Here is a 22,468-nt window from a genome sequence, read left to right as displayed (position 1 = left end):
GCGTGTCGTCGGCATGGTCAGCGGCGGATGGCCCAGCATTCCATTGCGAGTCCGGGGAATTCCCCCGCCACGTGCAGCGCCATGCCGGCCGATGAGCCGAGCAAAGCCCACGCATCGCTCTTGTCGTCGAGCTCGAAATAGGTGTAGCCCGCGTGGAACGGCAACTGACGCGGCGCTACAGGCAGCGCGCGCAAGCCAATGCCGGGCAACTGCAGATTGACGAGATCGCGGATCTTCTCGATGCTGCCGATCTTCACCTGGCTGCCGAACGCCGAGAGCAGCGTCTCGGTGGGCACTTGCGCGCGCACGGCGAGCACGAACGTCGCGCTCGTGAAGAGCGACCGATCCGCGACCTGCGCCACCCGCAAACCGTATTTGCGCTCCTCGAGCGGGATCGACACGACCTGCGGGTCCGCCACGCGGCTCAACGCAAGCCGCAACGCGTCGATCACCGGCGCGAAGGTCTCCTTCAGGCGCTCGTGACGATACGCCGGAAACAGCGGCGGTCGCCGCTCACGCTGGCCGAAGGTCGCGAGCTCGCCGGCGAGCGCCACGCACGCCTGATACAGCGTTTCGGGATGCAAGCCGGTCATCGCGCCGAAATGCGCGACGAGCGGTTGCGCGCGGTTGACGATCTGCAGCAGCAGAAAATCCGAAATCTCCGCCATGCCCGCACCGTCGGGCTGCGCAAGCCTGCCCGCGAGCGCTTCGCCGCGTTGCTGCAAGAGCCCGCTCAGTTCCGCCGCGAAGCGCCCGAGCCCGTCCGCGACGCGATAGTCGAGGCACGGCGGGCAATAGTCGCCGTCGAGCAGAATGCGCGAGTCGCTCAGGCGTTCGGTCACCCGCGCGACGCCCGCATATGCGTGCGCGTGCGCCACGTCGGGTTCGAGCGCGAGACGCAGGCGCAGCTTGCCGATCTGCAACAGCGTGGCGAGCGCGTCCGGGTCGTTGCTGTCGTGAACCTCGAAATCGCCGGCGCCGTAGCGGGCCAGATTCTCCGCGCTGTCGGCGCCGCCGGACTCCGGCGCGCCCGGCCGGCGCACCGGCAACGCCAGCACGACCAGCTGGTTCGAGGTGCCTTCCGGAATATCGAGCGGCACCGGCAAATCGCCGTCGGCAGGCAGGTTGAACGGCGTGCCATCGGGCAACACGCCGGCAGCCGAGCGCAGCGCGAGCTTGCCGAGCTTCAGGAGCGCCTCGTCGAGCTCCAGCTTCGTGAAGCCCCAGCCATACGCGCGCAGACCTCCCGCGCGGCCTTCGAGTTGCGTCTCGATGTGCCGGTCATGCTGCTGCAGATGCTGCGGCTGAAGGAACATGCCTTCCGACCAGATAACCTTGTTGTTCCAGTACATGGCGTCAGTTTTTTGAGGATTTCAGTGCGTCGAGCTGCGCCTGATAGGCACGGCCGAACGGTTCGCCGAAGCTGCGCTGGAGGTCGTCGCCCGCGTCGCGCGCCACGTGCTCCCAGGTCTCGACGAAGCGTTGCCACAAGCGCGCGCGGCGGTTGCCGATGAGCGCGTCGAAACCGCTCGGCGCGTCGAGCGAACGTTCGATGGCGCTCGGATCGATGCGCTCCATCGCGTGAGCGAGCGCGGCGCGCATGCCGGCGACCATCGCGAGTTCGTGCGCCTGGATATCCCGGAAGGCCGCACGCATGGCTTCCTGCGGCGGCAGATAGCCGCTGCCGCGCGCGCCGAGCATTTGCGCGAGGGCCCGGTCCGCATCGGGGAAGAACTTGAGCGGGTTGTTGTCGCGCTCTTCGATCATCGTCATCGCCATGCGTGTCTCGCGCTTGGTCATGGCGCGCGAGCGCAAGGCCGTCATGGCGCCTTGCGTCGCTTCGCGCAGCATCGTGCCCGCGAGGCGCGCAAGCTCCGCGGCCTCGACGTGGCTCACGGCGGCGGGCTCGATGCCGAGTCCTTCGATCAGCGCGTCGAGCAACGAGGCGTGACCGGCGTGCGGGGTGACATGCGGCTCGCTGCGCTCGCGCGCCTCATGAACCGGCAAACGCGTTCGCATCGACGTGAATTCGGGATTCGGCAGAGGCAGGCCGGGCATATCGTCATCTCGCGCCAGCGAAGGCGGCTCCGGCACCGCGGGCATCACCGAGAAAGCCTGTTCCGGCGACACATGCTCGAAGCTGCGCGACAACGGCACGGGCTTCGCCACCGCACGCGCGCCGATATCGCGCAGCGGATCGCCGGGACTGAGCGCGTCGATCAGCGCCTGATCGGCGTCGCCGCGGAAGTGCCCGGGCTCGCGCAGAAGCGGCGTCGCGGCCAGCGGGTCGGGCAGGAACAGCGCGTGTGCGCCATCGGCCGGTGCCGCGTCGTGCGGCCCGTTCCAGTCGTCGGGGATCAGGGGTGCGGGCGGCGGCGCTTCGAACTCCGGCGTACCCGGCATGCCCTGCGCACTCGACGACGGCCGCGCGTCGGGCCACGACTGCGTCATGATGGTCTGGTCGACCACGAAGCCGCTGCCTGCTTCGCCGGTTGCGTCGCCGGTTGCCGAGACAACTAGCGTGTACGCGCCGATCCTCAGGCAATCGCCCTCCTTCAGCGGCGCCTCGTGCGTGCCGTCCAGCGCGCGATCGTTGAGCAGCGTCGGATTGCTGCCCGCATCGATGAGCACATACGCGTTCTCACGCCGCTCGATGCGCGCCTGGATGCGTGAGATGCCGCGTTGCCCGTCGCTCAGCACCATCGTGCAATCCGGCGCGCGGCCAATCGTGGCGCCCTCGCCTTCGATCTCGATCGCGCGTGGCGACGCGCCTTCGCCGCTTTGCACCGTCAATGTCATTCTCATTGGGTTCTCCTATTTGCGGACCTTGCGCGTGCCGTCGTCAGCGTCGCGCGGCGGCGTGGGCGGTGGCGGCGGTGTCGTCAACGGCACGGGAGGCACGCCGGGGCCGAGCGGAATCGGGAAGCTCGACATCTCGATCGTTTCGGGACCGATGAGGATGTACGACGCCCCGGCTCGCAGCGCGATGGTCGCGCTCGACTCGATCTCGACCGCCACGCCCGCCTTGATCTGCACCGCCACGCCCGCGTTGAGCGCATAGGCTTCGCCGACGAACTGGTTATGCGTGGTCATGGTCGCGGCCGACACGCTGCCGAGCACGCTGGACTTGCTGCTGCCGCGCACCGCGTCGTTGCGCGTGCCGCGCGTCTCGCGGAATTCGTTGCCATCGATGCGCACGTGCCGCTCGCCGGATACGTTCATCAGCGCGTCGTGCCGGACCCAGGTCTCGTGATCGCGCTCGGCGTGGAAGAACAACTGTTCGTCGCCCTTGCGGTCGTCGAAGCGCACCTCGTTGTAGCCATTGCCGCCCTTGGTGGACTGGCTCTTCATCGTCGATACCGCGCTCCCGGCCGGCAACTCGTAGGGCGGCATGTTCGTCGAGTTGTAGACCGCGCCCGTGATGACCGGCCGGTCCGGATTGCCCTCGATAAACTCGACCAGCACCTCCTGCCCGACGCGCGGCAGGAACATCGCGCCCCAGCGCCGGTTCGCCCAGCTTTGCGCGACGCGCACCCAGCACCGGTCGAGCCGGTTCGCGCCGTCCGGCTGCGTGAGCTGCTCCCAGTGAAACTGCACCTTCACACGGCCGTACTGGTCCGTGAGAATCTCCTCGCCCGGCGGACCGATGACGACAGCCGTTTGCGGGCCGCCCACGTTCGGGACCGGTGTGGTCTTCGGCGTGCGGAACGTGTTGTCGCTGCGAATTGCGCGGAAGCTGCAATCGAAAATGGGCAGCGTGGAATCGCTTGTCGACACATACGCGTCGGAGACGATTTCCGCGCGATTCTCGATCACAAGGTACTGCCGGTTCTGCGCGCCGCCCGGATGATCCCGCAGCCGGAACAGTCCGCCCGCCGCCATGCCGCGCGACGTGGAGCGCCCTTCGATGGCATCGTTCTGCGCCTGGTGAATCTCGACGTTGACGCGGGCAAGCCTTTCTCCATCGCCCGCCTTGACGTGCCCCGTCAGGTGCTCCTGCATCAGATAGCGCGGCGGATCGAAGGGCGCGCTGCGCGTTGCGCGCGCGACCATCCCTTCGCTGTTGCTGACCGAGGCCTTCTCGAAGTCGTAGTCGTTCACTTCGTAGCGACCGGTCTGCAGCGTCGCGCCCGACATCCAGCGGTACACGCATTCTTCATCCTGCTCGGGCGTATCCCAGGCCTGAAACGGAATCGACTCGTAGTGCGTGATCGGCCGATGCTCGGCGCTCGAATCCGTGAGCACGAGTGTGTGCTTGCCGCCCGCATGCTCGAAGAAATAGTGGATGCCTTCGCGCTCGAGAAGCCGGCTGACGAAATCGAAATCGGTCTCCCGGTACTGCACGCAATGCTCGAGCGTCGGATAGCTCGCCGTACAGGCATTGCGAAAGTCGATGTCGAACGACTCCAGCACCTGCGTGACGATCTGCGGGACCGTGCGCTGATAGAAGAACCGCCGGTGCGACGCCTGCGTGAGCAGCCAGAGCCGCGGGTGCACGACGGCGTCGTAGCGCGCCATGCGGTTGTGGGTGGTGTCGCCTGGCGCGATCAGACGGAGCGTCGTCACGATGCCGTTGAACTGGCGCTCGCCGCCGGCCGGATAGTCGAGCGTGACGGACAGGTTCTCGCCCAGCACCGTGCCGGGGTCGATATCGTTGCGCGTGCTCAGGAACACCAGCTCGAAACGGCTCAGGCGGCCCAGGGCTTCGCTCGCGGACATCCGCAGGAAGATGGCCTCGTCGCCGAGCGGCGCGCACTGCATGCGCACGTGGCGCGTGCTAGTCGAAGGCATAGGTGAACTCCTCTTGCTCGACGCCGACGTGCACGCGCGCGAGCGAGCGGCCGTCCATCACGCGTGTCAGGAACTCAGTGCTGATGCGCGGCAGCACACTGTTGGTGAGAATCGCGTCGATCATGCGGCCGCCGCTTTCGAGGCGCGTGCACCGCAGCGCAATCTGCGCGATGACCGCTTCGTCGTAGGTGAACGGCACCTGATGCGTGCGCGTCACGCGGTCGGCCACGCGTCCGAGTTGCAGGCGGATGATCGCGCGCAGCATGTCGTCGGAGAGCGGGTAATACGGGATCGTCACCATGCGCCCGAGCAACGCGGGCGGGAACGTGTGCAGCAATTGCGCGTGCAGTTCCTGTTCAATGACGTCCAGCGGCGGCCAATCGTTCGGATCGCGGCACAGTTCGGCAATGCAGTCGGTGCCCGCATTGGTGGTCAACAGGATCAGCGTATTGCGAAAGTCGATGGAACGGCCTTCGCTGTCCTCCATCCGGCCTTTGTCGAAGACCTGAAAGAACAGTTCGTGGACGTCGGGATGCGCCTTCTCGACTTCATCGAGCAACACGACGCTATGCGGGCGGCGGCGCACGGCTTCGGTGAGCACGCCGCCCTCGCCGAAACCGACATAGCCGGGCGGCGCGCCCTTCAACAGCGAGACCGTGTGCGCCTCCTGGTACTCGCTCATGTTGATCGTGATCAGATTCTGCTCGCCGCCGTACAACACCTCGGCCAGCGCCAGCGCGGTCTCGGTCTTGCCGACGCCGGACGTGCCGGCGAGCAGGAATACGCCCACGGGCTTGTCTGGATTGTCCAACCCCGCGCGGGAGGTCTGCACGCGCCGGGCGATCATCTGCGTCGCATGCTGCTGGCCGATGATGCGGCCGTCGAGCAGTTCGTTCAGCCGCAACACGTTGCCTATTTCGTTCTTCAGCATGTTCAGCACGGGCACGCCCGTCCAGTCCTGCACGACCGCCGCGACCGCGTGACGATCGACGCCCGGCAGAATCAGCGGCGCGTCGCCTTGATGCTGCGCGAGGCGCGCCTGCTGTTCGCGCAGCGCGGCGAGATCGGCCTCGGGCGCGCCATCGCGAAGCTGGGCGCGGCGCGCGAGAATGTCCTTCACCATCTCGCGCTCGATGCGCCAGCGCGCATCGAGTTCGGCGAGGCGCTCCGTTTCGCGCTGCAACGCAGCCGATGCCGCCTCATGACGCGCCGTCGTGTCGATACCAATCGCACTTTCGCGCGCGATCACTTCGAGTTCCGTGTTCAGCGCGTCGATGCGCTTGCGGGCGTCGTCCACTTCCGGCGGCGTGGCGTGCTGGCTGACCGCGACGCGGGCGCATGCTGTATCGAGCAGGCTCACGGACTTGTCGGGCAACTGCCGCGCCGGAAGATACCGATGCGAAAGCCGCACGGCCGCCTCGACGGCCTCGTCGAGAATCTGCACGCCGTGATGCGCCTCCAGCGCAAGCGCGATGCCGCGCATCATCGTGACCGCGCGCGCCTCGTCGGGCTCGCGGACCTGCACGACCTGGAAACGCCGAGTGAGCGCCGGATCCTTTTCGATGTGCCGCCGATACTCAGACCATGTCGTCGCCGCGATCGTGCGCACGCTGCCGCGCGCGAGCGCCGGCTTCAGCAGGTTCGCGGCGTCGCCCGTGCCGGCCGCGCCGCCCGCGCCGATCAACGTGTGGGCTTCGTCGATGAAGAGAATCACCGCTCGCTCGGCCGACTGCACTTCCTCCAGCACCTGGCGCAAGCGCGCCTCGAACTCGCCCTTCATGCCCGCGCCGGCCTGGAGCAGCGCGACATCGAGCGTGCGCAGCGTCACGTCGCGCAGCGCGGGCGGCACGTCGCCCGCCACGATGCGATGCGCGAGACCTTCCACCACCGCCGTCTTGCCCACACCGGCCTCGCCCGCCAGCAGCGGATTGTTCTGCCGGCGGCGCATGAGAATGTCGATCACCTGACGAATCTCGTCGTCGCGGCCGACGATCGGATCGAGCTTGCCCGCGCGCGCCTGTTCCGTCAGGTCGAGCGTGAAGCGCCGCAAGGCGTCCTGCGTGCCGGGTGGCGTGTCCAACGTGCGCGTCACGGCGGGCTCCAGTGCCGCTTCGGGCGAACCGTCGAGCACGCTGGCGAAATCGTCGGCGAGTTCGTCGACCTTCACACGATCGAATTCGCGCGAGATGCCGCGCAGCGCATTACGCAATGCGGGCGTCTGCAAGGCCCCGATCAGCACATGCGCGCTGCGGACCTTTTGCGCGTCGAACAGCAGCGAGCCGTAGACCCAGCCGCGCTCGACGGCCTCCTCCATCTGCGACGAGATATCCGTGATCGACGTCGAGCCGCGCGGCAGACGATCGAGCGCATCGGTCAAATCGCGCGCGAGCACGGCGGTCTCGACGTCGAAATGCCGGATCACGCGATGCAGGTCCGAATCCGGCAACTGCAACAACTGATGCAGCCAGTGCACGAACTCCACATACGGATTGCCGCGCAGCCTGCAGAACGTGGTTGCGCTTTCCATTGCGCGAAAGCTGAGCGTGTCGAGTTTGCCGAACATGACGGCGCGGCTGATGTCTGCCATTGAACTAGTCCTTTGCGCGATGTGAAGTGGAGTGTGAGGTGGGTGGTTTGAGCATCAGTTGCCTTGCGTCGGCGGTCGCCGCGCGAGCATGCAGCCAGGTGGTGTAGCCCAGACGCTGACCGCGGCCGAGCGCGAGGCGCGGCACTTCGGATTGACGCAACTGGAGATTGACGTCCCAGTCGAGCGGATCGCGCACGTAGAGACGCACCCAGTCGGTCAGGCGCACGAGGCTCGCGCCACCCGGAAGGAAGCGCTGATAGTCGCGCATGGAGAGCGGCCCGAGCACCACGCGAAACTTGTGTTGCCGGTCGAAGATGCGCGCGCCGAGCATCGTGCCGACACCCAGTCGTGCGCTTTCGTCGCGCGTGCCCAGACGGCTCATCGAATGCGCGGGCAAATTCATCCAGTGGCCGACGTTTTCGAGCACGTCGACCGGCAGACCGAAGAAACGCGCCAGGACGAGCCGCAAACCCGCGGCGTGCCGCGTGCCGCCGGCAAGCAGTCCGGCGAAGTGCAGCTTGGCGAAATCGGGCACGCTGTCGCGCTTGCGCAGCGCGGGCTCGCCGAGACCGAAGGTCGTGCCCACATAAGCGGAAAAACGGTCGCCGTTGTCGCGATCGAGGCTCACGACCGGCTGCGCCACCGCCCACGCGCGATAGAACAACGACGCGATCCGATGATGAAACACGTCGAGAAAGCGCGCGAAAGTAGGATCGCCGGCATTGCGCGCGCGGTCACGCACGTATTCGGTCAGGTGCGTCGGCATCGGGCCATTCGGTCCGAGCAAGCCCAGGAAATTCACGACGAGTTTCGGCGCAGCCTCGCCCGCGGTCGCGAAATGGCGCAGCGTGGTCGGGAAGAAAATCAGCTCGGGCTCCTGTCCGAAGCGCACGGCATCTTCGCGCGGACGCAGCGACGAACCGACGCGCGGCAAGCCCGGATACGCACATTCGACGAGACGTACCGCCTGAAAGAAGTCGAAGCGGTTCGCATCGGCGGAGAAACCATCGAGCAAGCTCAGAGCGTCCGGCATTGCCCGCTCCCTGGCGCCCAGCGCATGAGTTCACCGCGCGTCACACTGGACACGATCGTTTCGGTGAACGAGTTCATCGACACGTACTGCGTGAAAAACCGCGCGAGCACCGCGCCGAACAGGAATGCGCCCGCGCCTTCAAAGCCGCTTTCGTCGAGCAGCACCTCGATCGCGAGGCCGCGGCCGAACACGATCGGCCCTCGCGAAGGCAAGCGCCGCGTGACCGGCGCCGAGCGGATGGAGCGCAAGCCGTCGATCTGCCGTGCCGCGGCGCTGTCGCCGGTGGGCGCGTACAGTCCGAGGAGATCGCGCATGGCGCGCGCGCCGCTGCCGTCGGCATCGTCCACGAGCGACGCATAGTTGAGCGACAGATGGCTCAGCAGACGCCAGGCAACCGGCCCTTCCGCATACGACGGCAGCGGACGGCTGGGACCGCCGATGCATCGCACGCTCGACACGGGCGCCTCGAGTTCGAGCGTGAAGTCCGTCTTGCCCTGCCCGCGCGGCATGCTCAGCGTCAGGTCGCGATTCGTGCACAGCACGCTCAAACCCAGTTGCTGAAGGTCCGCCGGATACGGCGCCTCGCGCGTATCGACCAGCGCGAGCCAGGTTTCGCTGCCGGTATAGGACGAGCGAGCGCCACGCTCGTCCCGCTGCGCCGGAAGCAGCCGCTTTTCGCGCCGTACCTGATAGAAGGCGTGTCCCGGCTCGTCGCTTCCCAGATCGCGTGCGCGATAGAACGGCTGAAACTCGATCGGCCCGCCGCCGCCCGACCGATAGCCGGTGACGCTTTCCACCCGGTACACCTCGAAGTCCCGCGGGCGCGTGCGATCCACCACGACGTGGTGCTCGAATTGTTCACCCGTGACCGGAATGCGATCGGTGCGACGCGCGAACAGATTGATCGCGGGCGTGCAATGCAGCGCGAAATTGGCCTCGTCGACGATCTGTTCGAGCGCCGGGTCGATCTTCGACAGCAGCACGATCAACTCGATTTCATCGCGCTCGCAGCGCTGCAAATGCAGGCGCAAGCCGTCGATGCCGATGAACATGAAGCGTTGCGCGAACGCAAAATACTCCTGCAGCAAGCGATAGCCGGGAAACGACTGCTCGCTCACGGGCAGCAAGGCTTCGTCGTCGGAGAATCCGAGGGGGCGCAAGGCCGAGGGCGGCAATACCGCATCGGGTAGCGCCACGCCGAGCGCCGAGCCCAGCAGCAATTCATATAGCCGCGCGGCCAGACCGTCGCCGCCGCGCAGATGGATCGGCAGATGATCGAATGCAAGGTCGCTGAATTTCAGCTTGTTCAGCGCGCGCAGCTTGAGGCGCAGGCCGGCCTTCACGCCCTGCGGCAGCCTTGCGTCGACACCGGGCAGCGTGCCGCTGTGCGTAAAGAGACGCGCCTCGACGAGTTCGATTGGAGACAGCGTGAGCGCGTGCGCGGTGCGGAATTCGCAACGCGTGGAGCGCTCGCCGTCGAGCCTGCCGAACAGCGCCGTGCCGCGCGGAATCGCCACGCCGTCGGCAAGCGCGGGATGCGTCATGTCGGGCTGCATTTCGACGATCGTCATTGCCGGCGTGGGCGCGAGGTAATGCGGGTAGACCAGCTCGGCCAGATGCTCCGTGAAACGCGGGAACTCGGCGGCGATCTTCATCTGCACGCGCGCGGCGAGAAAGCCGAAGCCTTCCAGCAGCCGCTCCACGTAGGGATCGGCGCACTCGAAGCCTTCCAGCCCGAGCCGGCTCGCGATCTTCGGAAACGCCTTCGCGAACTCGCCGCCCATCTCGCGGACGTGCTGAAGCTCCTCGCTGTAGTACTGAATCAGGTCCGGGTTCATGGCGTGGGATTTCCTGGTATGGCTTCGATGCAACGACGCGCCGGCGGGGTCACGCGCGCGTTCCTTCCGAGACGTCGACCTTGCCCGCTTCGAGGTCAAGTTCCGTGCGCAGATAGAGACGCTCCGGCACGGGATGCGCGTGAAGATCGCCTTCGACGATGAACGCAATCGCGTTGTGCTGGCCGCTCGTTTCGCCCGTCTGGATCGCGCGAACGCGCAGCGTGCCCGGCAGAATGCGTGGTTCGAACGCGCGGATCGCATCGGCCATCAGGCGTTCGATCCGCGCGACATCGACATTCGACGCGCTCTTTCCCGCGAGGTCGGAAAAGCCGAAATTCAGCACCGACTCCGCGACGCCCGGATAGCGGGCGACGTCCTGCGACGACGCGATGCCCTGCGCATTGAGCAGCCAACCGAGGTCGCGCATGACGCTGCGGCGCAGCGAGCGCGCCGAACTCGACCGATGCTCGCGCACTTCGCGCGTGGCATCGGGCTCGTGATCGGTCAGCCTCTCCAGCAGCGAAGGCTGCACACGTTCGGCGTTTTTCAGGCGCATAGCCGCTTACGCCGTCGCGTTCGCCGGGATGTTCCACTTGCTCTCGACGACCCCGCCGAGCGCCGAGCCCGAGGTCGGGTCCTGCTGCTGATAGGTCACGTGGAACTTCTCGAAGTTGAGCGTCACGGTTTCGGTGAAGCGGTCCTCGCCATCCGAGCCGCCGGTCGAGTAGTTCGTCACCAGCACCTTCTCCATTTCGATCGTGTAGTACTCGAGCGGCTTCGTGCCGCCGGCCTTGCGCACGGTGAGCTTGCCGGTCGGAAAATGCTTGCCGGTCGAACAGGCCGTGATGATCGACGGCGTGGCCCGGTCGGTGTACTTGGTGACCGACAGATCGTGGACCGCCACCTTGCCGCCTCCGCCGCCCGTGCCGAGGTGCATCGTGCCCGACTGGGAGAGACCCCAGCTCCACGAGAGCACATCGATTTCGTCCTTATGCGTGGAATCGAGCGATTCGCCCTTGACGGTGCCCAGATCCAGAAAAATATCGACTGCCATGGTGTATCCCTATGTAGATGACTGCGGTGAAAAGAATCGTGTACTCGTGTGCGTCAGGCGGCTTTGGCCGACGGCAGCTTCGAGACGAGCCGCAGCGACACCGTCAGCCCTTCGAGCTGATAGTGCGGACGCAGAAAGAATTTCGACGTGTAGTAACCCGGATTGCCCTCGACCTCCTCGACCACGACTTCCGCCGCCGCGAGCGGACGACGGGCCTTGGTCTCTTCGGACGAGTTCGCGGGGTCGCCATCGACGTACTGAAGAATCCAGTCCTGCAGCCAGCGCTGCATATCGTCCTTTTCCTTGAAGCTGCCGACCTTGTCGCGCGCGATGCACTTGAGGTAATGCGCGAAACGGCTGCATGCGAACAGGTAAGGCAGCCGCGCGGCCAGATTCGCGTTGGCGGTCGCATCCGGATCTTCATATTCGATCGGCTTGTTCAGCGACTGCGCGCCGATAAAGGCCGCAAAATCCGAGTTCTTCTTGTGAACCAGCGGCATGAAGCCGTTCTTCGCCAATTCCGCTTCGCGCCGGTCGCTGATTGCTATCTCGGTCGGGCATTTCATGTCGACGCCGCCGTCATCGGTGGGAAACGCATGCACCGGCAAGTTCTCCACCGCGCCGCCCGACTCGATGCCGCGAATGCGCGAGCACCAGCCATAGGTCTTGAAAGAGCGATTGATATTGACCGCCATCGCGTACGCGGCGTTCGACCACGCGTACCGGGACGCATCGGTGCCGGCGGTGTCTTCCTCGAAGTCGAATTCCTCGACCGGGCTCGTCTTGGCCCCATACGGCAGGCGCGCAAGAAAGCGCGGCATGGCGAGGCCGATATAGCGCGAATCCTCGGAGTCGCGCAGCGAGCGCCATGCGGCGTGTTCGGGCGTCTGGAATATCTTCGTCAGATCGCGCGGATTCGCCAGCTCCTGCCAGGAATCCATCAGCATCACCGCAGGGTCCGCGCCCGCGATGAACGGCGCATGCGCCGCCGCGGAGATCTTGCCCATCTGGGTCAGAAAATCGACATCGGGGCTGCTATTGTCGAAGTAGTAGTCCGCGACCAGCGCGCCGTATGGCTCGCCGCCGAATTGGCCGTACTCCTCTTCGTAGAGCTTCTTGAAGAGCGGGCTCTGATCCCACGCCACGCCTTTGTATTTGCGCAACGAGCGATGCAGATCGGACTTCGAGATGTTCATTACGCGCAGCTTCAGGCTTTCGTCGCTTTCCGTATTCGTGACCAGATAGTGCAGGCCGCGCCATGCGCTCTCCAGCTTCTGGAATTGATCGGTGTGCAGGATCACGTTGATCTGCGCGCTCAGCTTTTCATCGATTTTCGCAATTAGCGATTCGATGCTCGCCAGCGCATCGTCCGACACGCGCTGGGTGTCGAGCAATGCCTGCTCCGCCAGCGTGCGCACCGCGTTCTCGACGGCCTCGCGGGCCTTGTCGGTGCGCGGGCGAAACGCCTTTTGCAGCAGCTTCTGAAACTCGCCGGATGAACTGGTGTCGTCGACCTGCTGCTCGGCCGGCTGCTGCGTGCCCGTGGATTGCTCCAGGTTGGTATCTGCCATGGTGGCTCCTTTATTCCGAATCGTCGGTTTGGCTCGTTTGCGGCTTGGGCGCGGCGGCGAGCGCGCTCAACAGCGCCGGGTCTTCGAGCAGCTGGCCGACGAGTTTTTCGGCGTCGGTCTTGCCATCCATGTAGGTGAGCAGGTTCTGCAGCTGGCTGCGCGCCTCGAGCAGCTTCGCGAGCGGCTCGACCTTGCGGGCGATCGCAGCCGGCGAGAAGTCGTCCATGCTCTCGAAGGTCATGTCCACGCCGATCTTTCCTTCGCCCGTCAGCGTGTTGTCGACGTGCATCGCGACGCGCGGCTTCATCGAGCGCAGCCGCTCGTCGAAGTTGTCGATATCGATCTCGACGAACTTGCGCTCGGTAACCGGCGGCAGCGGCTCCTGCGGCTGACCCGACAGGTCCGACAGCACGCCCATCACGAAAGGCAGATTGACCTTCTTCTCCGAGCCATACACTTCGACGTCGTATTCGATCTGCACGCGCGGCGCACGATTGCGCGCAATGAACTTCTGACTGCTTTCCTTGGCCATCCTGTGATCCTCCTCAATGAAAACAATGTGATGCGGCGCGATTCGAATCAGGTGGCCGGCAAATCGGCGGCCGCCGTTCCAATCACCTGAGTCAATTGCGCGAGCCCTTCCGGCGCGAGTTCCTTGAGCAGATCGACGAACGACTTGTCGATCAGGCCGCGCGCACGTGCGAGCAGAAGCGGCACCGGGCTCGCGGGCTCGTGCCTGGCGTAATACGCGCACAGGCGGTCCAGCGTCGCGGCGACGTCGGCGCGGCTCGAGATAACGTCACCGGCCGCCGCGGATCTCGTTTCGGTTGCGCGATCGTCCGCCGGCGCGGCTGGCTCCGCCGCTATGCCCTGCTCCTTCAGGCATCCGCCCAGCAGTGCTCCCGCCCGGCGAAGCAAGGTCTTGAGCGCGTGCAGGTCGAGCGCCTGCGTCACGCCCACGCGCTCCGTCAACACGCGTTCGAGCGCCTCGGCGTTGGCGAGCGCCATGTCGGCTGCGGTCTTCGCGCGCAGCGCCGCTTCCGGCGACGACGCCGTGGCCGCTTCGATCTCCGCAAGGCTCATGACCCCACGGTTGTCGGGGGCAACGGTCTCGCCATTCGCATACGACCACTCGCGCAAGGTGACAGGCACGTCGTGCGGCACGAGCCGGCAATCCATGAGCTCGGCGGCGAGCAGACCGGCTGCATCCACGAATGCGGCGAGTGCGTTGATCCGCACGGTGGGATCGTTGCCGTCGCTCGCGTCGAGTTGCGGATGGACGTGATCCCAGTTGCGATCGAGAAGCGCCGCGGCGAGTGCGAGGCCATCCGCGAGACCGGCAATACCCTCGTGAGCAAGCCGCGCTCGCGCAAGCCACGCGATCACACGCAGGTCTCGCGTGCGCGCCATCAACTCGACGCACAAGGCGTCCGCCGCCGCCCAGTCGGGCGGTACGGCGGCGACGAGCGTGGCGCCATATTCCGCTTCAGGACGTCCGCCGACGGCTTCCTCGAGTTCGCGGAATCGCGGGTCGTATTCGAGATCGGGGCCGCACGGCGCTTCATGCGACAGCGTGTCCAGCCATTCCGTCCAATCCTGATGAGCGATGAATTCAGTTTTCATGGTCTGCGTTGTGCGTTGAAACCAGGCGGTCCGTTCATTTGCCTCTTGCTTCAGAAAACACGCGAACGGTCTCTCTATTCCATCGACTTTTAAACTGTAGTAATCCGAATTAATTTGACCGGTCATCATGCGCGAGGGGCCAACGTCTTCCGCCGCTTGCTACTTGAAAAAAGTATAAGTGGCGATGTACGGCGAGTTGCCCGCCGCGTGTTCGACGGTGCAAGGCGCTGTTGGCGCCGCGCCGCCTGCGGTCATCGTGCGTTGCACGTAGCGCACCTCGCTCAACATGCCCTGCGCGCCCGTCGAACGTGTTTCCAGCAGGAGCTGCGGCACGCCGTTCGGCGTGTCGCTCGGCATCTGCGCGAGAACATGGCCCACGATCCGGCTGCCGTCGCGGGCTTCCCAGGACGGTCCCGCCGAATGCTCGATCACCGCGGTCCCGCTGGAGTCAAACAACGTGGCGCGCGGACTGCGGAACACCCAGCCGAGCGTGTGCTTCGCATCGTATTCACACGAGTAAATCTGCACGCCGGATGCGGTCGCGCTCAGGAGCGCTCGCGCATCGGGTGGGTCGATCGGCGCGGCGCCGGCTGAAGTGCCGACTACCGCCAACAACCATCCGGCGCTGATCGAATGGCGCGTTCTGCGTGACAAGCGAATCATGGCGATGCTCCTTGTTGACCCGATACGATGAAAGCCTGCAACCGCCCCTCGTCAGACACGGTCGAGATTGGCCGAGGCGAACGCCCAGTTCAGGTGACGCGAGACCGTTGCAACGAGATAGTCCGGCCGGCGGTTCTGATAGTCCAGGTAGTACGCGTGCTCCCATACATCGACGGTGAGCAGCGGCACGAGTCCGCGCGTGAACGGCGTTTCCGCGTTGCTCGTCTTGACGACCGCGAGTTCCCCGCGATCGAGCACGAGCCACCCCCAGCCACTGCCGAACTGCGAGGCCGAAGTCGCGACGAGCGTCTTGCCGAGCGCATCGACGGAACCGAACTTGCGCACGATCGCCGCCTGAAGCTTCGCGCTCGGCGCGCTCGGCGCCGGGCTCAGCGAGTTCCAGTAGAAGTTGTGGTTCCATGCTTGCGCGGCGTTGTTGAAGACGTCGGCGAGCGCGGGCTGGTCATGCGACTGCATGATGACCTGCTCGAGCGATGCCTGTTCGAGCGGCGTGCCAGCAAGGAGCTTGTGCAGATTGTCGAAATACGCCCGGTGGTGCTTGCCGTGATGAATGCCGATGGTGCGCGCCGAAATGGTCGGTTCGAGCGCATTGTCGGCCCATGGCAGGGGCGGCAGCGTTTGCGGCGACGAGCCGAGAAATGCCGGAACGACACTCGTCGCCATGCTGGCTGCGGGCTCGGCGTCGGGAGTGGTCGCGCCGGACGCAAGCTTCGAGAACAGCACGCCAAATGAGGCCATGGACCCCGCCGCCATCAGACGCCGCCGGGAAATGAAGGAGTTGAGCATGTTTGAACCTGTTGTTGTGTGGGCGACCAGTTCACCCGGTCTGCTGACACAACACCTCGTCATTGCGATCTATTCCACGCCGCTTTGAAATCTCCTCGCGCGGCTGCCGGCGGGATAACAGCCGTTACCTGACTATTCCTTGCACGTGAAGAAACCGCCAGCCGGAGATGCGATGAAAGCGAAAACGACCGTTGAAAAATGGTCGATTCCCTACGAAAAAATTACGACGGCCGGGGGGCGCACGTTTCGACTGCGGCCGTCACGCGTGTCGATGGATAGGCGCATCCGTTGTCCCCTGTCCAATGCTCAGCTGGAATTGCGCGCAACGCGAGTATTGCAGCAAGAAACGGAAGGCGGCCGACTGCTTGCGCCCATATTGTTCAGGCAGAGGGAAGCGATTGCGTTTTCCTCGTTCAACCACAGTCAATGAGGAATTCACCATGTCCAAAGAAGATGACAACAAGGCCGTCGTGGGCCGCTGGTTTGCCGATTTCTGGGGCAAGACCTGCAACCTCGGCATCGTCGACGAACTCGCCGCTCCTGACATGCTTCTTCAATACTCGCTGCACGAGCCGCGCCGTGGCCGCGAAGACATCAAGGCCTTCATGACCGGTTTCCGCGAAGCGTTCCCCGACCTCAACTTCTGGGGCGCGGCCGATCTCATCGCCGAAGGGGACTATGTCGTGGGCCGTTGGGAGGGTGGCGGCACGCATACCGGTCCGGCATTCCGCGATTTCCTCGTCGGCTCGTTGCCTGCGGCGACCGGCCGGACCATGCGCTTTACGGGCACCACCGTGTTGCGGCTCAAGGACGGCATGATCGTTGAAGAAATCGGCCTGGACGATGGCGTCACCGCCCTGCAGCAACTCGGACTCATCAAGCCAGTGTGATCGAATACGCGGCGCTGCCGGTATCTCTCGACGTCGCCGTGTGCCGATAACGGGCGTCGACCGTGAATGTCAACCTTGAGTTTGCGGCGCAGTCATTCAACGCGACGACGTTGACCTTTGCTTCGATTGACTGCGCCGTAACGCAATCAAAGTCCGATCAACCAGCTAAAATCTGCCACCGGCAACAAGCAAACCCATGAGCCGTGCAAGAAGGATAGACTGGTCGGCCGAAAAGTCACTGTTCAAGCTGAAACGTCGGCTCCAGCATCGCTGCAAAACGCACGATGGAAGAACAACCAACCACGATTGTGAGGTCTCTCATGAAAACGGCGGTCAAGGTATTCCTGCTCGGCATGGTTGTCTATCCGATGGTCTGTTCTGCTCAAACAAACGGCTGCGATGCGAAGCGCAGTTCGATAGAAAAAGAAATCGCCTACGCGCAAACGCACGGCAATGCGAAGCGCGTCGATGGTCTGGAAACCGCCCTCGCCCAAATGAATGCGAACTGCACGGATGCCGTGCTGCGCAGCGAGGCGCAACGCAAGGTGGCCGCGTCGCAAAAGAAACTGGCTGAACGCGAGCACGACCTGCAGGAAGCGAAGGCCAACGGCAAGAGCGCGAAGAAAATCGCCGAGCGGCAACGCAAGGTCGATGAGGCGCATGCGGAGCTTGAACGGGTGCAGCTGGAAGCATCGCAGTAAGCCGACATGCTCGGCACCGTCTACAGAGTGGTCGTCTTATCGCTCACCCGGCCGGGCCTCACGCCGCATCTCCCGCGGCGGCACGCCAAACCCGCGCATGAACACTTCGCGCATATGCCGGCGATCGCGAAACCCCGTCTCTTTCGCGATCACCTCCAGCGAGTGCCGGCTCTTTTCGATCATCAACCGCGCGGCTTCGAGCCGCAGCCCCTCGATCGCCTTGGCAGGCGACTGTCCCGTCTCCAGGGTGAACACCCGGCTGAACTGCCGCGGGCTTAGGTGCGCCTGACTCGCGAGTTCCTCGACGGTGAGCGGCCGGCTGAGATGCTTGCGCGCATAATTGAGCGCGTCCTGGATGCGGTCGGACCTGGGTGCGAGATCGAGCATTTCCGAATGCTGCGACTGGCCACCCGAGCGCCGCTGATGCATCACCAGCTTGTGCGCGACTGAACGCGCGATATCGGCGCCGAGGTCCTTCTCGACCATCCCGAGTGCGAGATCGAGTCCAGCAGTCATGCCGGCCGAGGTCCAGATCGGGCCGTCGACCACGTAGATGCGATCTTCGTCGAGCTGGATGTCCGGAAACCGGCCCATCATCTCGCGGGCATACGCCCAATGCGTGGTCGCGCGCCGGTTCGCGAGCAGCCCTGCTTCGGCCAGTACGAAACCACCTGTGCAGATGCCCGCGATGCGCCGCGCGCGCATCGCCGCCTTGCGCAGGAACTTGAGCACTTCGGCAGACGGCGGCGCGGTGAGCGGGTTGTTGACGCCCGCGGCGATCCACGTGTCGATCCCCATGCGCCCGCCAAGCGGCCGCGTGCCCACCGCCATGCCGAGCGACGAACGCACCTCGCCACCCGCTACCGAAAAGTTCTCGATGCTGTAGAAAGTTTCGCCCGCCGCAATGTTCGCGTACTCGAAAACCGACTGTGACGCGAGCGCCATCACCTGAAAACGATCGCCCAACAAATATCCGATCCGGTGCATGGCGGCCTCCGCGCTTCGTCAAGTCAAACATCCGATGAATTCGATGTCCTTAATCATGACCCTATCCGTCATTTGAGCCACCGTCAATCCGTACCACAATGGTCTTACGCACATTGTGCACAGTTGCAAACTGAGCACTTTTATTCAAGGAGACATCCCCATGCCCATGGTTTCGACGGCGCCAATCCGGCGCGGCTCGTTCGCCACTTCAGCCGCCGCCCTCGCGCTTTCCGTGGCCGCGGCCTTCAGCTTCACCGAGCCGGCTTCGGCCGCGGATCAGCCTTCCGCGAGCCCGCACGTCGCAGCTGAAGACGACTCGATCCGCCCGTTCCACATCCATGTCCCGGACGACACGCTCGTCGACCTCCGCCACCGCATTGCGGCGACGCGGTGGCCCGACAGGGAGACGGTTGCCGATCAATCGCAAGGCGTGCAGGAAGCCAGAATTCAGGCGCTGGTGCAGCACTGGGGGACGAACTACGACTGGCGCAAGGCGGAGGCCAGGCTGAATGCCTTGCCGATGTTCGTGACCACGATCGACGGCGTGGACATCCAGTTCATCCACGTGAAATCGCGCAATCCGCACGCGCTTCCGTTGATCATCACCCACGGCTGGCCGGGCTCGCCGCTAGAGATCGAAAAGGCCATCGGTCCGCTGACCGATCCAACCGCTCACGGCGGCCGTGCGGAGGACGCCTTCGATGTCGTCATTCCCTCAATGCCGGGCTACGGCTTTTCCGGCAAACCCACGGGCGTCGGCTGGGGTCCCGATCACATCGCGCGAGCGTGGGACGTCCTGATGAAGCGCCTCGGCTACAAGCAGTACGTGTCTCAAGGCGGCGACTGGGGTTCCGTGATCGCGGATGCGATGGGGCGTCAGGCTCCCGCTGGCCTGCTTGGCATTCACGTCAACATGCCCGCGACGGTGCCGCCGGATGTCGCGAAGGCGCTCAACAGCGGCGAGCCGGCGCCGGCCGGGCTGTCGAATGGGGAGAAGGCGGCGTACCAATCGCTCGCCAACTTGTACAAAAAGGGTGGCGGGTATGCCGCCATGATGGTCACGCGCCCGCAAACCGAGGGCTACGGCCTGGCTGATTCGCCCGCGGGCCAGGCCGCCTGGATGTACGACAAATTCGCGGCGTGGACCTATAGCGGCGGCGATCCCGAGCGCTCGCTCACCAAGGACGAGATGCTCGACGACATTACGCTGTACTGGGTCACGAACACGTCGACCTCATCGGCGCGGCTTTACTGGGAGAACAACAATAACAACTTCAATGCGGTGGAACAGCGTACCGCTGAGATATCGGTTCCGGTTGCCGTCACGGTTTTTCCCGGCGAAATCTATCGGGCGCCGCGAAGCTGGACCGAGCGCGCCTATCCCAAGCTCACTTATTTCCATGAGGTGAACAAGGGCGGTCACTTCGCTGCATGGGAACAGCCGCAACTCTTCACCGAGGAGCTTCGCGCGGCGTTCAGACCGCTGCGGCAATATCAATGATGTCCCGCCGGCTGCCGCCGCACGCGAATGCACGGCGGCAACCGGCGGCAAGAGCCGGCCTCGCGAAACGCACACGTGCCCGATCACGCCTCGCCGCTGACCACCGCGGCATTAAGCGCCAACGAGAGCGCGCCAACCAGGACAAGACTCAACGCCCAGACCGCATCCAGATTGAACCAGCTCCGCGACACGAACTTCAACCCCAGGTAGCGGTAGACCAGCCAGGCCAGAAGCCCACCGGCAACCATCATCGCGCACGCATGCACACCCGAGACAAGCAGCGCCATCCCCAGATTCGCTTCGATCAGGGTCTGCGCGGCCCGATGTCCTCGATCCATGTCGTAAGCGCTGCACAGTCCGAGGTAGATCGGTACGAGCATCAGTCCCGCACCGTGCGCAATGGCAACGGCGAACGACCACAGCGCGAGCCGTGACGGCGGAATCCGTACGAGGACACGCGGATGGCGTCGCCGGATCAGCAGGACAACGCCGAAGCCGATCACGAGCACGCTGGCGCCGATCTGGATCTCGCGCTGCCAGGCAAGCAGGATGGTCAGCATGGCGAACGGCAGCATCACCAATAACACCGCCAGCACGTGTCCAACCGCAAGATAGACGAGCGCGCTGAACAGCGCCCGCGTGCGCCGCTCCATCAAGCCGCTCGATACGGCGAGCGGCCATCCCATCGCCGGGTTGATCCCGTGATAGAGACCGCTCGCCAGAATGGCCAACCACAGGCCGGTCTGCGACCAGCCTCCCCCGATCAAACGCCCACCGACGGGTAACAGAACGAATCGGTCGAGCAGTCTCCGCCTTCGAGCCGGATCTGGTGGGCCCGGTATCCGTCTGGAAACGACACCCAATAGTCGTCGGCCAACGCGAGCCCCCCGTCGGGTTCGGCCCGCGCCATGACCTGCGCACCCGGCACGCCGTCCGGATAGAACTGGTTGTCCCAGGTCGAATAGAGCGAGTTGGTCCAGTAGACCCGCTTGCCGTCGCGGCTGATCTCCACCATCTGCGGACCACCCGCGAAGGTCTTGCCGTTCGGATGCGGCGTGCGCCGCACGATCCCGCCGATGTGAACCGATCCCGTGAGCTTCGGCTTGCGCGGCTCCGTCACGTCGTACTGGCGCATCTCGCCGGTGCCCCAACAGGCGACGTAGAGGAATTTGTCGTCGATGGAGAGATCGATGTCGGTGACGAGCGGCGGCACCGCGCCGAAACCCTGCAGCAGCGGCGGCAACTGTTCGGTGGCGGCGGGTTCGGGCGGAATGGTGGCGGTCTTCTCGATGTGAAACTCGCCCCCTTCGCGCCACCACGTCCAGATCGACCCTTCCAGGTTCGTCGTATCGACCACGACGCCGATGAACCCGTACTCCCGGCTCGGATCGTGCGCGGGCCGCACTTCCAGCGCCATCTGATGGTTCGCGCCGAGGTCGAGCGTCTGCACGTTGCGCCGGCCCCGCAAGTCCCAGAAGTGGATGCGGTGTCCGTATTGGTTCGACAGCAGATCCTCGGGGACGATGCCGTTCTCGAATTGCGGCGGCAACGCCCATTCGCTCGACACCATATAGTCGCGCGGCAGGTTCCACCAGAAATCGTAGTGCTTCTCCTGCATCCCGCGGTCGATCTCCCAGCGGCCGAGCACCTCGAACGTTTCGCAGTCCATGATGAAGATGCCCGGCGGCCCGTCGGTGCCATCTTTCCCTGCGCCGCCGAGCGTGCTGACGTAAATCCCTTCCGGCCCGCAGTGAACCGTGTGCGGGCGCGAGTAGCCCGTTCTGCGGAAAATCTCCTCGGGCTCGATGATCTTGTGAATCTTCGCCTGGGTCGGATGCGGATGGGTGTCGACGATGTAAATGCGTGAAGAACGCATGCCCGGAATGATCAGATAGCGTCGCTCGAGGAATGCGTGGCCGGTCAGTGGCGAGAGCGACGACGAACAGGCATTCCAGCCGAAATGATGGAATTCGTCCCCCTTGTACGGCACCGGCACGGTGTGAACCACCTGGCTGTAAGTGGGCGAACCGGGCTTCACGTCGATGACGGCGAGCGCGTCGGGCTGCGAGAAATCGGGGCTGAGAAGCACGGTGTAGGCGTACTCCTCCGCGGGCGCATCCATCGCGAGTTTCGGTGATGCATGGAACGTGGGATCTGGGCGCATACCCATGGCGGGAGTCTCCTTGTTTATCTGATTCGGGGCCAGGGCTTTTGCGTATTCACCGTCACGGACGGGCCGCTTGCCTTGTTACGAAACATCGTGTGTCAATGAGAAGCACGGCCCGATGGTGGCGAACCGTGGCGCACCCTTAGATTTGTAGTTCACGGCGGCAGCGACAGCAACCGGGAGTTTCGTCAGGTTTTGTGCAGCGCACCTTTCGTCATACTTTGGCGCCTTCTACATTAAAGTAGTCGCCAGCAC

The 22,468-nt window shown here is 64.7% G+C and carries 20 protein-coding genes; 4 read left to right on the top strand and 16 right to left on the bottom strand.

The window, feature by feature from the left end:
• Positions 1-17: 17 nt before the first annotated feature.
• The 13 genes from tssK to ACQKRQ_RS13825 all read right to left on the bottom strand — a co-directional run bounded on the left by tssK (position 18) and on the right by ACQKRQ_RS13825 (position 15,844).
• The gene (gene tssK, locus ACQKRQ_RS13885) at positions 18-1,352 is read right to left on the bottom strand and encodes a type VI secretion system baseplate subunit TssK (RefSeq protein WP_427477582.1); all 1,335 of its coding nucleotides are present in this window, start codon (positions 1,350-1,352) and stop codon (positions 18-20) included.
• 4 nt (positions 1,353-1,356) lie between these two features.
• Complete coding sequence (gene tagH, locus ACQKRQ_RS13880; protein WP_427477580.1) at positions 1,357-2,805, bottom strand: type VI secretion system-associated FHA domain protein TagH; 1,449 nt, start codon at positions 2,803-2,805, stop codon at positions 1,357-1,359.
• Positions 2,806-2,814: 9 nt separating this feature from the next.
• Positions 2,815-4,791: a type VI secretion system Vgr family protein gene (locus ACQKRQ_RS13875; protein ID WP_427477578.1), complete on the bottom strand. Its 1,977-nt coding sequence runs from the start codon at positions 4,789-4,791 to the stop codon at positions 2,815-2,817.
• Positions 4,778-7,378, bottom strand: coding sequence for a type VI secretion system ATPase TssH (tssH, locus tag ACQKRQ_RS13870; RefSeq protein ID WP_427477576.1), 2,601 nt, complete (start codon positions 7,376-7,378; stop codon positions 4,778-4,780). The genes ACQKRQ_RS13875 and tssH overlap by 14 nt, the downstream gene beginning before the upstream one ends.
• Before the next feature lie 4 nt (positions 7,379-7,382).
• Complete coding sequence (gene tssG / locus ACQKRQ_RS13865; RefSeq protein ID WP_427477574.1) at positions 7,383-8,411, bottom strand: type VI secretion system baseplate subunit TssG; 1,029 nt, start codon at positions 8,409-8,411, stop codon at positions 7,383-7,385.
• Positions 8,396-10,249, bottom strand: a complete 1,854-nt coding sequence (gene tssF, locus ACQKRQ_RS13860) for a type VI secretion system baseplate subunit TssF (RefSeq protein ID WP_427477572.1) — start codon at positions 10,247-10,249, stop codon at positions 8,396-8,398. The genes tssG and tssF overlap by 16 nt, the downstream gene beginning before the upstream one ends.
• Positions 10,250-10,298: 49 nt before the next feature.
• Positions 10,299-10,805, bottom strand: a complete 507-nt coding sequence (tssE, locus tag ACQKRQ_RS13855; RefSeq protein ID WP_408176715.1) for a type VI secretion system baseplate subunit TssE — start codon at positions 10,803-10,805, stop codon at positions 10,299-10,301.
• 6 nt (positions 10,806-10,811) lie between these two features.
• On the bottom strand, positions 10,812-11,303 hold the full coding sequence (locus ACQKRQ_RS13850; protein ID WP_132374464.1) for an Hcp family type VI secretion system effector: 492 nt from the start codon (positions 11,301-11,303) through the stop codon (positions 10,812-10,814).
• Positions 11,304-11,356: 53 nt separating this feature from the next.
• A complete protein-coding gene (gene tssC, locus ACQKRQ_RS13845; RefSeq protein ID WP_427477569.1) occupies positions 11,357-12,874 on the bottom strand; it encodes a type VI secretion system contractile sheath large subunit in 1,518 nt (505 codons plus the stop codon).
• A 10-nt stretch (positions 12,875-12,884) separates the two neighbouring features.
• Positions 12,885-13,406 carry a type VI secretion system contractile sheath small subunit gene (tssB, locus tag ACQKRQ_RS13840; RefSeq protein ID WP_132374462.1) on the bottom strand — a complete coding sequence of 174 codons (522 nt, stop codon included), beginning with the start codon at positions 13,404-13,406 and terminating at the stop codon, positions 12,885-12,887.
• Between the two features lie 47 nt (positions 13,407-13,453).
• The gene (gene tssA / locus ACQKRQ_RS13835) at positions 13,454-14,497 is read right to left on the bottom strand and encodes a type VI secretion system protein TssA (protein ID WP_427477566.1); all 1,044 of its coding nucleotides are present in this window, start codon (positions 14,495-14,497) and stop codon (positions 13,454-13,456) included.
• A 159-nt stretch (positions 14,498-14,656) separates the two neighbouring features.
• A complete protein-coding gene (locus tag ACQKRQ_RS13830; RefSeq protein ID WP_132374460.1) occupies positions 14,657-15,160 on the bottom strand; it encodes a DUF3455 domain-containing protein in 504 nt (167 codons plus the stop codon).
• Between the two features lie 51 nt (positions 15,161-15,211).
• Complete coding sequence (locus tag ACQKRQ_RS13825) at positions 15,212-15,844, bottom strand: superoxide dismutase (protein WP_243658258.1); 633 nt, start codon at positions 15,842-15,844, stop codon at positions 15,212-15,214.
• 295 nt (positions 15,845-16,139) lie between these two features.
• Here ACQKRQ_RS13825 and ACQKRQ_RS13820 point away from each other — a divergent pair, with 295 nt between their 5' ends.
• The 3 genes from ACQKRQ_RS13820 (at position 16,140) to ACQKRQ_RS13810 (ending at position 17,558) form a co-directional block, all read left to right on the top strand.
• Positions 16,140-16,397 carry a hypothetical protein gene (locus ACQKRQ_RS13820; protein ID WP_427477564.1) on the top strand — a complete coding sequence of 86 codons (258 nt, stop codon included), beginning with the start codon at positions 16,140-16,142 and terminating at the stop codon, positions 16,395-16,397.
• 10 nt (positions 16,398-16,407) lie between these two features.
• A complete protein-coding gene (locus ACQKRQ_RS13815) occupies positions 16,408-16,857 on the top strand; it encodes an ester cyclase (RefSeq protein WP_132374457.1) in 450 nt (149 codons plus the stop codon).
• A gap of 320 nt (positions 16,858-17,177) precedes the next feature.
• Positions 17,178-17,558, top strand: coding sequence for a DUF1090 domain-containing protein (locus tag ACQKRQ_RS13810; protein ID WP_427477562.1), 381 nt, complete (start codon positions 17,178-17,180; stop codon positions 17,556-17,558).
• A gap of 36 nt (positions 17,559-17,594) precedes the next feature.
• On the opposite strand, the gene ACQKRQ_RS13805 is transcribed toward ACQKRQ_RS13810, so the two are convergent.
• Positions 17,595-18,545, bottom strand: a complete 951-nt coding sequence (locus ACQKRQ_RS13805) for a GlxA family transcriptional regulator (RefSeq protein WP_427477560.1) — start codon at positions 18,543-18,545, stop codon at positions 17,595-17,597.
• Positions 18,546-18,705: 160 nt separating this feature from the next.
• On the opposite strand from ACQKRQ_RS13805, the gene ACQKRQ_RS13800 reads away from it, so the two are divergent.
• Positions 18,706-20,046, top strand: coding sequence for an epoxide hydrolase family protein (locus ACQKRQ_RS13800; RefSeq protein WP_427477559.1), 1,341 nt, complete (start codon positions 18,706-18,708; stop codon positions 20,044-20,046).
• A gap of 83 nt (positions 20,047-20,129) precedes the next feature.
• Here the strand turns inward: ACQKRQ_RS13800 and ACQKRQ_RS13795 are convergent, their stop codons facing one another.
• Entirely contained in the window at positions 20,130-20,813 is a 684-nt protein-coding gene (locus ACQKRQ_RS13795; RefSeq protein WP_427477557.1) for a hypothetical protein, read from the bottom strand.
• On the bottom strand, positions 20,810-22,216 hold the full coding sequence (locus ACQKRQ_RS13790; protein WP_427477555.1) for a selenium-binding protein SBP56-related protein: 1,407 nt from the start codon (positions 22,214-22,216) through the stop codon (positions 20,810-20,812). The genes ACQKRQ_RS13795 and ACQKRQ_RS13790 overlap by 4 nt, the downstream gene beginning before the upstream one ends.
• Between the last annotated feature and the right edge of the window lie 252 nt (positions 22,217-22,468).

Source organism: Paraburkholderia sp. NPDC080076 (genome assembly GCF_050281145.1).
GTDB lineage: Bacteria > Pseudomonadota > Gammaproteobacteria > Burkholderiales > Burkholderiaceae > Paraburkholderia.
This window is presented reverse-complemented; position numbering and strand designations above follow the sequence as displayed.